The 13,889-nt window shown below is 45.7% G+C and carries 7 protein-coding genes; 6 read left to right on the forward strand and 1 reads right to left on the reverse strand.

The features are described 5' to 3' along the window. Positions 1-172: 172 nt before the first annotated feature. From RH949_RS18170 to RH949_RS18180, 3 genes are all read left to right on the forward strand, one after another. Entirely contained in the window at positions 173-1,417 is a 1,245-nt protein-coding gene (locus RH949_RS18170; protein WP_006104631.1) for a PQQ-dependent sugar dehydrogenase, read from the forward strand. Positions 1,418-1,619: 202 nt separating this feature from the next. Further along, positions 1,620-7,085 carry a PAS domain S-box protein gene (locus RH949_RS18175; RefSeq protein ID WP_446355052.1) on the forward strand — a complete coding sequence of 1,822 codons (5,466 nt, stop codon included), beginning with the start codon at positions 1,620-1,622 and terminating at the stop codon, positions 7,083-7,085. A 376-nt stretch (positions 7,086-7,461) separates the two neighbouring features. Then, on the forward strand, positions 7,462-8,562 hold the full coding sequence (locus tag RH949_RS18180; protein WP_006104618.1) for a hybrid sensor histidine kinase/response regulator: 1,101 nt from the start codon (positions 7,462-7,464) through the stop codon (positions 8,560-8,562). Positions 8,563-8,724: 162 nt separating this feature from the next. Here the strand turns inward: RH949_RS18180 and RH949_RS18185 are convergent, their stop codons facing one another. Continuing rightward, the gene (locus tag RH949_RS18185; protein ID WP_006104624.1) at positions 8,725-9,621 is read right to left on the reverse strand and encodes a lipid kinase; all 897 of its coding nucleotides are present in this window, start codon (positions 9,619-9,621) and stop codon (positions 8,725-8,727) included. A gap of 830 nt (positions 9,622-10,451) precedes the next feature. On the opposite strand from RH949_RS18185, the gene RH949_RS18190 reads away from it, so the two are divergent. The 3 genes from RH949_RS18190 (at position 10,452) to RH949_RS18200 (ending at position 13,766) form a co-directional block, all read left to right on the forward strand. Beyond that, positions 10,452-11,594 carry an Rpn family recombination-promoting nuclease/putative transposase gene (locus RH949_RS18190; protein ID WP_446355055.1) on the forward strand — a complete coding sequence of 381 codons (1,143 nt, stop codon included), beginning with the start codon at positions 10,452-10,454 and terminating at the stop codon, positions 11,592-11,594. Positions 11,595-11,604: 10 nt separating this feature from the next. Then, positions 11,605-11,838, forward strand: a complete 234-nt coding sequence (locus RH949_RS18195) for a hypothetical protein (protein ID WP_446355057.1) — start codon at positions 11,605-11,607, stop codon at positions 11,836-11,838. A 503-nt stretch (positions 11,839-12,341) separates the two neighbouring features. Continuing rightward, positions 12,342-13,766, forward strand: a complete 1,425-nt coding sequence (locus RH949_RS18200) for a Cas10/Cmr2 second palm domain-containing protein (RefSeq protein WP_446355059.1) — start codon at positions 12,342-12,344, stop codon at positions 13,764-13,766. Positions 13,767-13,889 lie beyond the last annotated feature (123 nt).

Consider the following 13,889-nt stretch of genomic DNA (forward strand, 5'->3'; position numbering starts at 1 on the left):
TTTCATGGCTAAACTATACCACCTCATGGGATAGAAAGAGAGAGATTGAAAATACTTCGGGGATTGACCCCTCGCATTTTCCGCTATCCCCCTACCCCTTACTTCGTTGAAGGGGTAGCCCCTCGCGATTCGGGTGGGAAATACGCCCAACCACATCAGACGGAATATCATTATGAACCTCAACATCGTTCGCCTGATCCAAGGAACTGGAAGTACGATCGCACTCGTGACGCTCACCAGTTGTGCATTTCCCCCTCCATCCGATACCGCTACCGTTTCCCAAACTCCACCCGAATCGGAGGATTCCGCCTCATCGCCCGATGTAACAGTGTCGGCTGATTCAGTCGCCACTCCTCAAGGTGTCCAGAAAACCACCGTCATCGAAGGGTTAGATCATCCCTGGGGGATGGCATGGTTACCCGATGGTGCGATACTGATTACGGAGCGATCGGGACAACTGCGAATTGTCCGCGATGGGGTACTTGATCCCACACCAATCGCTGGGGTGCCAGAGGTTTTTGCGGTGAAGCAGGGTGGGTTAATGGATGTCTCGCTTCATCCCCGCTTCTCTGAGAATTCTTGGGTTTATCTCACTTATTCCCACGGCACGCGCCAGACTAATCATACACGAGTTGCCCGTGCCAAATTTGATGGTAGCGCCCTCAGTGATGTAGAGGTAATTTTCCAGGTATCTCAGCTTAAATCGGGGGGACAGCACTTCGGTTCCCGCATTGTTTGGTTACCTGATGATACTCTGTTAATCGCGATCGGTGATGGGGGAAATCCACCCGTTCAACTCGACGGTGATTTAATCCGTAAACAGGCGCAGAATCGCCGCAGTCATTTAGGTAAAATTATCCGCCTCAACGACGATGGTACAATACCCAATGACAATCCCTTCGTCGAATCCCCAGACGCTGATCCAGCTATCTGGAGTTACGGACATCGCAACATTCAAGGACTCACTTTCGATTCCCAAACCCGTCGAATTTGGTCTACTGAACATGGTGCTAGAGGCGGCGATGAACTGAATCTGGTGGAAGCGGGAGAAAACTACGGCTGGCCCCTCGTCACCCATAGCCGAGAATATTCTGGGGGAATCATTTCCAATCAGCAGTCTCGTCCAGGAATGGTCGATCCCAAACTCCTCTGGACTCCAGCGATCGCACCATCCGGTTTGGTTATCTATGATAGCGATCGCGTTCCCCAGTGGCAGGGTGATTTATTTGCGGGAGGATTGGTTTCGCGGGATGTCCGCCATATTGAACTTGATGAATCCGGCAATGTCGTCAATGAGACATCCATCGATATCGGTCAACGGGTGCGGGATGTGCGCCAAAGTCCGGATGGACTATTGTACATTCTCACCGATGAAGCCAATGGACAACTGATCCGCATCGAACCAATTCCTGGCTAACTATGCTAGAGGTAAACTTATCGGCGATTGTTGTAATTCAAAACTTATTGAGGGCGGGTTTAGTTACATCTGGGTGCTTTCGTAAACGATAGTCGTGAAACCCGCCCCTACCAACCATACTTTCCGAAGCGAGGGGTCAAAACTCTAAACTTCCTCCTATGCTAGATAGGAGTGGAATCAGCTTTCGGATGCAGCACCTAGCATGGATAGCAACCTCGCCCAACCTCGACTATCTCGCCGGACCCCGATTTCCCGTCAACAAAAACGCCAGTTGATCCTGGCGATTCCTGTCACCTGTCTAGTCACCTCACTCGCCACGTTTGGCTGGTTGCAATTCCAAACCGCCCAAGCTGAAACTCGGTTGCAACATACCCAACGGGTGCGTCTGGAAACAAAAAGCTTACACTCCGATCTCCTAGAAGCCGAAACTGCTGTCCGAGGGTATGAAATTACCCGCCGTCAAGACTTTCTGGATCGCTATGAATCCGCGATCGCGCAAATTCCGGTAACTCTGGAGCAATTGCGCCAACTTATTGCCCAGGAACACGCCCAAGCCCATCGCCTGCAACGGATTCGTGAATTAGCTACCGCGAGAGTCAGTTTGCTACAACGCAATCTCCGATTAGTGGATGCCAAACCGGAAACCGCCACGGAATCCCCAGAATTCATCGATCAACTGGTGGAGGGGAAACAAGTCATGGATCAAGTCAATGATGAAATCCAGCAGTTTCAGATCACTGAACAACAGGAAGAGACGCAACTCAAGCAAAGATTAGACCAACAGCGCCAATTTACCGGGTCGATCTTGGCACTTTCAGCGATTATTGGTATCGGTGGTTCCCTTCTCGCCGCTTACCTATCCTACCGTTTAGAACACCATCTACAAAAGAGCGATCGCCGTTGGCGGGAGAGTGAAGCTCGTTATCGGGCAGTCGTGGAAAATTTCCCTAATGGAGCCGTCCTTCTATTTAATCATGAATTACGCTATTTACTGGCAGATGGCAGTGGTTTAGCTAGCGTTGGTTTATCCAAAACCCAATTAGAAGGGAACACCATACAGGAATGCTTACCTCCCCAAACCTGTACCCAGCTAGAACCTCTCTATCGCCAAGTCTTAGCTGGCGAAACCGTTACCCAGGAAATGCCCTTTGGCGATCGCATTTTTATTATCCATGGTCTACCCCTGAAAAACCAGACGGGTGAAATCATCGCTGGTATGGTTGTAGCTCAGGATATCACAGAACTTAAACAGTCAGAACAGGCACTCTATCACGCCAATCGCGCCCTGCGAACCCTGAGTGAATGCAACCAGGCTTTAGTCTTGGCTACCGATGAACCCACCCTACTGCATAATATCTGCCAAATTATAGTAGACTTCGGTGGCTATCGTTGTGCCTGGATTGGGTTTGCTCAACATGATAATGCTAAAACTGTGCGCCCGGTTGCCCAAGCGGGGTATGAGAAGGGTTACGTTGAAGCCTTACAGATTAGTTGGGGGGATAATCAACGCGGTACAGGACCGACTGGAACCGCGATTCGCACCCAAGAACCCAGAATTATCCAAAATATTCTCACTGATCCGAGTTATCGGCTGTGGCGAGATGCGGCGAGTCAACAGGGTTATGCGGCATCCATTGCCTTACCCTTAATTGTAGAAGGAACCTGTCTGGGAGCATTAAATATCTATGCCAGTGAACCTGACGCCTTTGATCCGGCTGAAGTTAGATTACTCACCGAATTGGCAAATGACTTGGCTTATGGGATCTCGGCATTGCGAACCCAAGTGGCATTGCGCCAAAATAAACAGCGCTTAGATAGTATTCTCAATGCCCTGGATGATGTCGTCTGGTCAATCTCCGCGACGACTGATCAGGTGCTGTATCTAAGTCCAGCCACGGAAACCGTCTATGGGCGTCTGGTACAAGACTTTTTTGATCATCCTCACCTGCGGCTAGGGGTGGTTCATCCGGATGATTATGCCCAGGTTAGTCCCTTTCATCAACAGTTACTGGCACAAGGTACATACAGTCTAGAATATCGGATTCAGCGACCGGATGGAGAGATTCGCTGGCTTTATGATCGGGGACGGGTGACGTATGATCAGCAGGGTCATCCCCTGCGACTGGATGGGATTGCCTCTGATATTACCGATCGCAAACAAGCCGAGGAAGCCTTGCGGGTGAGTGAGGAACGCTGGCATTTAGCCCTGCGGGGGAATAATGATGGGATTTGGGATTGGAATGTGAAAACTAATGACGTTTTCTTTTCGCCCCGTTGGAAAGAGATGTTGGACTATGAGGAGGATGAAATTCCCAATTATCTAGATGAATGGTCTAAACGAGTCCATCCTGATGACCTAGAGTGGGTGATGGGGCTGATTCAAGACCATTTTGAACACAAGACTTCCTATTACAGTAGCGAGCATCGCCTCCTGTGTAAAGATGGCTCCTATAAATGGATTTTGGATCGTGGACAAGCCCTGTGGGATGACCAGGGTAAAGTGGTGCGGATGGTGGGTTCCCACACCGATATTAGCGATCGCAAAGCGGCAGAAGCGGCACTGCGAGACAGTGAAGCCCGGTTTCGTGCCATGTTTGAGCGGAGTAAGGCGATTAAATTGTTAATTGATTCGGAAACGGGGGCGATTGCGGATGCGAATTGGGCGGCGGTTAAGTTTTATGGGTATTCGCGATCGCAGTTAATCACCAAAACGATTACGGATCTCAATTGTCTGCCATTGCCTCAAGTTCGGGCAGAGATGAAACGGGCAAAATTAGAGGAACGAACCTATTTTGTCTTTCCTCACCGTCTGGCGTCGGGAGAGATTCGAGAGGTGGAAGTGTATTCCAGTGCGATTGAGATTCAAGACCGTACTTTTCTGGTTTCGATTATTCATGATATTACCGAACGCAAACAAGCAGAACGGGCATTACATGATAGTGAAGAACGCTTCCGGGCTATCTTTGAACAAGCCTCGGTGGGGATTGCCCTTGTCACACCTTCTTCTGGCGAACTCTTGCGGGTGAATCAACGCTACTGTGAGATTACCGGGTATCCTGAATCTGAATTAGTGGGGCGGCGGGTACAAGATATTACTCACCCGGATGATCGGGAACAGAATATTGAGTATTTACAGCAGTTAATGTCTGGGAAAACGTCCACCTATGCCACGGAAAAACGGTATATCCGTAACGATGGACAATACCGATGGGTCTATATTTCCATCTCGCGGGTGTGTGATTCAGAACACAAACCCAATTATGCCCTGGCTGTCGTCGAAGATATTAGCGATCGCAAAGCGACAGAAGCGGAATTGCGGGATAGTGAGGCGAAGTTTCGGGCATTCCTAGAATCGGCATCAGAAGCGATTATTGTCACTAATGCCCAGGGAGAAATTATTGTCTTTAATGCCAAAGCTGAAGACTTATTTGGCTATAATCGCACCGAGGTATTTGGGCGCAAAATTGAATACTTAATGCCGCCACGCTATCACTCTATCCATACTCATCATCGGGCGGATTATCTCACCCATCCCAGTAAACGAACCATGGGGAAATCCCAAGATTTGTATGCCAAACGTCAGGATGGAACTGAATTTCCCATTGAAGTGGGACTAAGTACGATTCAAACCAAGAATAGCACCTTTGTGATTGCCTTTCTCACCGATATTACCGAACGTCAGCAGGCGGAACATGAGATTAAACGCCTCAACCAGAAGTTAGAATCTCAGATTCGGGAAACCGAGACGCGCTATGCCCAAATTGTGGAACTCGCCGAAGAAGGAATCTGGGTAACCGATGTCCAAGGGAATACCACCTACATTAATCAGGCAATGGCACGGATGTTGGGGTATACCGAGGTGGAAATATTAGGACATGCGATCGCGGATTTTCTCCCCCCTGGAGATAATCGTTTCACTTCCGCTTCAAGTATCCCTCTGCATCCAAACCAGGTTCATCGACAAGAGGTTGAATTACGCACAAAATCCGGTAATACGATCTGGGCATATATGTCCACCAGTCCCGTTCTCGATGACCAGGGAAACTTATTATGGTCTTGTGCCTTAGTTTATGATATCACCGAACGCAAGCAAGCCGAAAAACAGTTACGCGAAAGTAATGAACGAATTAGTCTCGCCAATGCGGAATTAGCCAGGGCGACTCGGTTAAAAGATGAGTTTCTGGCAAGTATGAGTCATGAGTTGCGAACTCCGTTAAATGCGATTCTGGGGTTAGCGGAAGCACTCCAGGAAGAGGTGTATGGTTCATTAACCCCCAAACAGCACAAATCATTGGCAACCATTGAACAAAGTGGCAAGCATTTATTAGACTTAATTAACGATATTCTGGATCTGTCTAAAATTGAGTCGGGGAAGATGTCCCTATCGGTTTCCCTTGTCTCTGTAGACAGTCTGTGTGAATCGAGTTTAACCTTTATTAAACAGCAGGCGCAGCAAAAAAATATTCGACTCGAGTACCACATTGCACCGGGCTTAAGCGAGATTGAAGTGGATGAACGGCGCATCCGCCAAGTGTTAGTCAATTTATTAAGTAATGCGGTAAAATTCACGCCTGATGGGGGTAAGGTTTCGTTGCAAGTTACCACTGATCCTGATGGAGAAAAGTTACAGTTGAGTGTTACCGATACCGGGATTGGCATTGCCCCAGAAAATCTGGATAAACTGTTTAAACCCTTTGTCCAATTAGATAGTAGTCTCTCTCGTCGCTATGCGGGAACCGGGTTAGGGTTAGCCCTAGTGCGGCGCATTGTGGAATTACAAGGGGGAAGTATTGCCTTGGAAAGTGAGGTGGGGAAAGGTAGTTGCTTTACGGTAAACCTTCCCTGGAAACATTCGAGTCGTATCGGGGAAAGACTGAAACAACCTAAACTGATGGTTGGAGAATTGCCGCCGATTCACAAAGCCTTAGTGGTGGAAGATTCCGATGCTTCAGCTAACCATATTGCCCGGTATCTGGGAGAATTAGGCATCACTGTTTTGATACATCCCCAAGGGGAAGGCACTATTGATACGGTGCAACAGTTTAACCCGGATGTAATTATCTTAGATATTTTACTGCCGCATATTTCCGGTTGGGAGGTGTTGGTGCAGTTAAAGAAAAATTCAGCCACTCAATCCATTCCCGTTGTTGTGGTTTCTGTTGTCGATGATCCGACTCAGGCTTTAGAATTAGGGGCGTCTGACTATTTACTTAAACCTGTTTCTCGTTCCCAGTTACAGTCAGTATTGAGTCAGTTGTTTACCACACCACCGGAGACGCATCCGCCTAGGGTTGAGGAACAGTTACCGTTAATTTTATTGGCAGAAGATAATGAGGCAAATATTATCACCTTGACGGATTATTTGCACAGTAAAGGGTTTCGGGTGGTTTTAGCGAGAAATGGGATTGAAGCGGTGCAACAAGCCAAGCAGCATACACCGGATGTAATTTTAATGGATATTCAAATGCCAGAAATGGATGGCTTAGAATCAACTCGCCAGATTCGGGCGGACAGTGATTTACCCCGGATGCCGATTATTGCGGTGACGGCGTTGGCAATGCCGGGGGATCGGGAAAAATGCTTGGCAGCAGGGGCAACGGAGTATATGGCGAAGCCGATTCGCTTGAAAAAGTTGGTGACGCTAATTGAACAGTATCTGCATCGGTAACATTGGCTACTGCATTTTTTCAGGGTTCTCCTATCTGAAGGCAGAAGACTCCAAGGCAGATCAATAATAGAAGGGAGAAGGATATGATAACGGTTTAGACGAACCTGATATCACGTCTTTGTCGGTCAGACATCACCGACAGTTGTTGTCTGTCTCTGAGATACTGGACGAGTAGGGTCAAATTATATCCACTCCAGTCGCAGTATTTTTTATTAAAAAGACTAAAACAACGAATTAGCTAAAGTTCAACTATCTAAGTAGGTTGGTGGAAATAAACTCAACTATATTAAGTTATATAAATAGACCTCAAACTCTGACTGTTCCCTGTTCTCTAATCTCAACCGTTAACTTTTATTGTCCCTACCTACTTAAATCTATGCTTAACCTAAATCAGAATACATCTATCTTAATCGTGGATGATGATCCGAATGCCTTTGATGTGATTGAAGCCCATCTCTATCGAGAAGGGTATGACTTATTTTATGCCAGCAGTGGTGAAGAAGCGTTAAACCTGCTCGACTCCATCGAACCGGATGTCATCTTACTGGATGTGATGATGCCGAAGTTAAATGGCATTGAGGTATGTCGCACGATCAAATCTGATTCCCATTGGAAACATGTTCCCGTGATTATTGTAACGGCACTCAACTCCAAAGAAGACTTGGCGCGATCGCTAAATGCAGGTGCTGATGATTTTATCACTAAACCTGTCAGTGGAATTGAACTGCGGGCAAGAGTGCGATCGATGTTACGGATTAAGCAGCAATATGATGCCCTAGAAGCGACGTTGCGTATGCGGGAAGATTTATCGAATATGATCGTCCATGATTTAAGAAATCCGCTGACTAATATTTTACTCTGTAGCGATTTGCTGTTGCAAAGTACAGGCAATGACAAAGATTTACAGCGATTGCAAATTATTTCTGACTCGAGTCGCGAACTTAACTCCATGATCGATAACTTGCTAATGTTAGCGAAAATGGAATCTGGTAAAATGGTTTTGAATCAGACTGATGTTGATTTAAATCAATTAGTTGCTGACGTTATTTTCCAATTCCAAGCCATTGCAGAACATAAAAAGATTAGACTAATAGGTAAGCTGGACGAAACCCCAGCTTCTCTTTGTCTGGATATCAATTTATTTCATCGCGTTTTGGAGAATTTAATTTCTAATGCGATTAAGTTCTCTCCCCCAGAAAGTTTAGTCATTGTCGCCGTAAATTCTCCCAATGAGTCGGTATCCTCCAATTTCCCCAACGCCCAAGCCAAGCTTCAGATTATTGATTCAGGTCCAGGAGTCAGTGAAGAACGCAAACACCATATTTTTGATAAATATGAAGTGGGAGATTTAATGAGTGGCGTGTCTCAGATTGGTTTGGGTTTAACCTTTTGTAAAATGGTCATTGAGGCGCATCAGGGGAGAATATTCGTCACAGACAACCAACCCCAAGGTTCAATCTTTACAGTAGTCCTTTAAGAGCGAGGGAACAGGAAATAGGGGGTGTAAGTAGGTCATTTGTCATTTGTCCTTTGTAAGGGTTTGAGGCTTGTTTGCAAAGTTAGTATGGTGTTGTTTTCTTTTGTCCGACTACTTAGAGATGTACCCTACTACGTCTCTAAATTTTCCAATCACCCATCCCTATCTGGGAATTAAAACAGATATAACTTGCGGAATCACGCGAAAGGTTGCTGGCGTAGAGGTGGTAATTTCTCCATCCGTATTGATAGAACGAGATTTGCGAGTATAGATTTCAAATTCCGTACCCTGGAGAGTACGGACTCCTGGTAAATCTGCGTGGCGTCCCCGCCATAATGCAGGAAGTATCAATAAAATCTGCCACCAATGATGCATTTCCAGACTGTATAAATCCAGCCGTTGATCATCAATTTTAGCATCATGACATACGGTCATTCCTCCGCCATAATGTCGCCCATTTCCGATAGCAATTTGAATTGTCTTTATCCGAATTGCTTCTCCATTGATACGAATTTCTGCCCGAAATGGTCGTGCTTGCAAAATCATTTTTAATGCCATAGACAGGTACGCTAAAATTCCCCAGCGACTTTTGTCTTCTTTGGTGAGGCGCTGAGTAATTTCCACACTCAACCCACAACTAGCCACATTAAAAAAATATTGCTCATTAACCAAGCCCAAGTCTATTCTCTGATATTGACCCGTAGCAATGACTTGGCATGCTTGGGGTAAATCAACGGGAATTTTCAACGTCCGCGCCAAATCATTCGCCGTACCCAAGGGTAAAATACCTAACGGTAACTGAGTATCCACTAACCCCTCTATCGCTGCATTAAGTGTACCATCACCACCACCAATGATTACCAGGTCTACCTGATGCTGATAGTGACGGATTATGTCCGGAAGCTTTAGTGGATCTTCGGTTAATTCTTCTAGTACAATAAAGCCTAGTTCCTTCAGTTGACGAATGGTTTCGACTAGATTTTCCTGTCCGTGACGAGATTTACGGTTGATTAAGAGTAATGCTGTTTTCGGCGGCAACTGGAGATGGTCATTTGTCATTTGTTATTTGTCATTTGTAAGGGTTTGAGGACTCCTTAGAGAATTGGTGGAGTGTTGGGTATATTTCCACCGACCTGCTTATTACATTTTATCGGTTTGATGCGATCGCACCTCTTCTAACGGGTGGATATTGGCATTCCCATTCCACCGGTTGTCTTTTTTTTGTTCAGGCATTCGATGCATTAAATGGCTTTTTTGTCAAGTCTGTTTCAAAATGAGTCTAGGCAATTGGGTGATGCAACATGCTTGTAGTGTTTAAAATTTGCCGACACGAGAACAAAAAAAATAACGCATTATCAGGCGTTGAAGCGTTTACGGCTGAAAATTGGTACTAAAATAAACCCAATACAGGATTAAGATAACATCATACTACATCCTCAAACCCCGATCAAATCATGATTTAGCCGCGACGTTTTCGGGCAGCCCTAAATCCGCTTTGCTTTAGAATATTAAAACGTAAACGTCGATGTTAAAAGTTTTCATTATCTAGTCGTGCTGCGTCAGATACCGCCAGTTGAATCTCCCCAATTCAGGATAAAGGACGCGATCGCACAACTCAATCCATCCCAACCCACACCCTAAAAAACCCTAGGGTAAGCCCCGTGCGCCCTTGGTCAACGTGCGCCTGATTTAATCGAGTCAATTGTAGGGGCGGGTTTAGGGATTTAATGTCGATACCCACTGATAACCTTTCAACAAAACCCGCCCTGATCAGGTTGGCTTAAACACATATTACATCTATTTTGTCAAGATGTTAATTGTAGTAATTTTAACCGTCAGGGATGGCACAGTAGCCCTTGTCAACTGTGTGATATTTGCCCCAGGAGCGCGTGAAAACGGACACGATTTTTTATAGCTTGTTTCAGGAGTTTCCTAGTATCTTCTTTGAACTGATTAATCAATCCCCAGAACAAGCTGCAACCTATCAATTCACTTCTCGTGAAATTAAGCAACTGGCATTTAGACTGGATGGGTTGTTTTTGCCTAAGAACGAAACCCTAGACCAACCCTTTTATGTGGTTGAGGTTCAGTTTCAACGAGATGATAATTTTTATTATCGTTTATTTACTGAACTGTTTATCTTTCTGAATCAATACAAACCGACTTGTCCGTGGCGGGTGGTGGTGATTTATCCCAGTCGCCGGATTGAGAGGGAACAGCCGTTACAATTTAAAGAACTCTTTAGCCGAGTGACTCGGATATACTTGGATGAGTTAGGAGATGAAGCGCCGGCTTCTGTTGGGGTGAATATTGTTAAGCTAGTGATTGAGAAGGAACAGACAGCCCTAGAACAAGCAAGGCGTTTGATTGAACAAGCCAAAGTTCAGATAACGGATGAGACGACTAAACAAAGCCTGATTGATTTAATAGAAACCATCATCGTTTACAAATTACCGCAAAAAAGCCGAGAGGAGATAGAAGCCATGTTAGGATTAAGTGACCTCAGAAATACTAAAGTTTATCAGGAAGCCAAACAAGAAGGGTTAATAGAAGGAGAAAAACGAGGTGAACAACGAGGTGAACAACGAGGCAAATTTAAAGCCAAGTTAGAAGCTATTCCTCGGATGATGCAGTTGGGTTTGAGTGTGGAGATGATGGCGGAGGGCTTGGATTTACCTCTGAATGTTGTTCAATTAGCAGTACAGTCATTTTCTGAAGATAATGTGGCTGGGTTTATTGAACTTTTAAATACTCGCCGTTCGCTTTTTGAAGATCAAGACTTAGGGGAGTTGGCACAGTTAATTCAACCGTTACCGGATAAAATAGAAACGTTGTCTGATGCGATCGCACAATGGTGTAAGCAGGATGTCCATTCCCTACAGCGTCAAGCTTGGCGGGATTGTCTGTCTGGTAAGGTGGCGGCGACGGTGGAGGAATGGTTGACTCGAAATCTGGAAACACTGGAAACTTGGGAACCTTCGGTGAATAAAACTATCCTACAGCAGGCGATTTCAACAGAGAATTCTAATTAGCGATCGCCTGTTGGTTCAGGATGATTCACAAACTGTTCATTTTGTCAATACAGTGACTGTAGGAATTTTCCGCTTCTGGGGTGGCACAGTATCAGATGTCAACTCTGTGCTGGAGGTCACTAGAAATAACCATCGGTTAGGACACATCATTTATGTAGAGACGCGCCATGGCGCGTCTGGAACAATGGCGCAGAAAGTCCTAATTGATGTGTCTATTGCTATAATCAATGTCTCAGCAATTTGATACCCGTTGGCAAAATTTTGACGGCTGAAAGCGGGGGCGAAAAACCGGGTCAGCCGTCAAAATCGCTAGAATGTTGATATAGTAAGAGTTCTAGCGTTTTAAGATTTTGATTAATTGCGAGTTAGTTTCAATAAGCGGGGCTGAAATGAACCTGAAAATGTCAGCCGTCAAAATCTGCGTTAGAATGCATGGCTGTAGAGGCTTTCAAGCTTCAGGGTTTCCCACTCGCTGGGAAAACAAGTTGAATAGCAACCATTCCCCTCTTACTCACTAAGAGGGGATTCAATTCATCGAAACCTTAAGGGCACGGCAATGCCGTACCCCTACCTGTCCCCAAAAAACCGCTATTCATCCCCCTTGATCCAACCCCCCTCAAACCCTCTCCCCAACCGGGATTCACCCCCACCCCAAAAACTCCCATTAATCCCCTTTAATTCCTAGCCTCACATCCCGAAGAATTGCTAGAGTACAGTCTAGACACCCAAACCCAAAGGAAATCCGCCGTGTCTGACTACACCGCTGCTAGTTTTGCCCCCGTACAAGGCTTTATCGAAAAATCCCGCAAATTGCGAGATTTGTATGGCTCATCGCTAATCTTATCCTTTTTAAGTTCTAAACTGGTGCAAAAGGCAGAATCTTTAGGACTCCCGGTTATCTCCCCCGGATTACCCGATGTCGCTAAAGGAATGCCGAATCGGATTCTGGTACAAGGGAAATTTGACCGCAATTTAGTTAAAACGACTCTACTCACTGAATGGCAAAAGATACTCACGATTTGCCGAGAGTGGATCGAAGCTAACCTAGGTATCCCCACAAATCAGTATTGTTGGTCACAAACTGAAGCCGATCAAGGACATCAGAAAGGAGAATGGGAACGCTGGGGAAGTTATACCTGGGAAATCTTTTGGGGTTATGGTGACTCCGTACAAGCCGCCATGGATGACTTGGAAAGGCGCAAACTTAAGCGTGATTGGATTGCGATTAACTGGATGGGGGAAAGTTCTAGTTTAACCGGAACCGATGCGATCGCGTGGCATCAATTGGGTAAGTTTAACCCTAATCCGGGGCGTTCTCTTAGCCAAGGGGAACTAGAGGAGATGGAATTGTTTTATCGGCGCTTGTCTTGGCTACTGGATAACCCGGATTATCGGGTGGGACAAAAGAGTCTGTCTCTGCAAGAGTTGAGAGAAAAGCAAGCCAATCCTGATCAAATTGGTCGCTATATTGCCCCGAATGAACGGTTAAGTATTCCGGAATTGGTCAAGCGTTTAGTTACCTACGATAAACTCGCCGATAAAATTGGACTGGATAAACTCAAAGCCAAACCCGATGACCCCGAATTTAAGGATATTATTCGCGAACCCGGATATTGGACGGGTTGGTTTATGGGGGATGGTGACAAGGTGGGCGATAAGTTAAAACGTCTGGCAAGTCGCCCTGATGAACCCCGTAGAGACGTTCCGGTGGAACGTCTCCTTCCGGTGGAAGATCTCCCGCCTACGGCAACGAATCTCAAAAAATTTACCCAGTTAATCCGAGAATGGGGACAAAAGTTTCAGAAAAACCCTGACCTATTTCCCCAGGGAAAAGGACGAGTGATTTATGCCGGAGGTGATGACTTTCTCGGTGTTTTATACAGCCCAGAATCTGACCCTCCCACGCCACCGGACAAGGTTAAACCGATTGAAGCCTTGCAGTGGTTATTAACCTTAGAACAGCATTGGCAAGACCAACAACAAAAGATTAAACACCAGTTAAATCTAGACTTTACCTATAGTGTGGGCTTCGTTTGGGCAGGACATCAAGTTCCCCAACGAGACATTTTACAACATTGTCGAGAAGCCGAACAACGGGCAAAAAATCAAGGACGCGATCGCCTGACGATTCGGGTGGTTTTTAATAGCGGTCAATATAGCAGCCCTAAATAGGTCGCAACAGATATAATAGTAATAACACATCCCTAGTAAAAAGACAAAAGATGAACATTATAGATGAATTGGCTAATTTTATCAATCAGACAAAAGAGACCAAATAAATTAAAAGAGCCTTGG

Origin of the sequence: Coleofasciculus sp. A1-SPW-01 (assembly GCF_040217205.1) — a bacterium.
GTDB lineage: Bacteria > Cyanobacteriota > Cyanobacteriia > Cyanobacteriales > Coleofasciculaceae > Coleofasciculus > Coleofasciculus chthonoplastes_A.

Bases quoted from the DNA above. Each gene is read 5' to 3' on its own strand.
- RH949_RS18170 (WP_006104631.1), top strand. From the start codon at position 173: ATGAACCTCAACATCGTTCGCCTGATCCAAGGAACTGGAAGTACGATC.
- RH949_RS18175 (WP_446355052.1), top strand. From the start codon at position 1,620: ATGGATAGCAACCTCGCCCAACCTCGACTATCTCGCCGGACCCCGATT.
- RH949_RS18180 (WP_006104618.1), top strand. From the start codon at position 7,462: ATGCTTAACCTAAATCAGAATACATCTATCTTAATCGTGGATGATGAT.
- RH949_RS18185 (WP_006104624.1), bottom strand. From the start codon at position 9,621: ATGACAAATGACCATCTCCAGTTGCCGCCGAAAACAGCATTACTCTTA.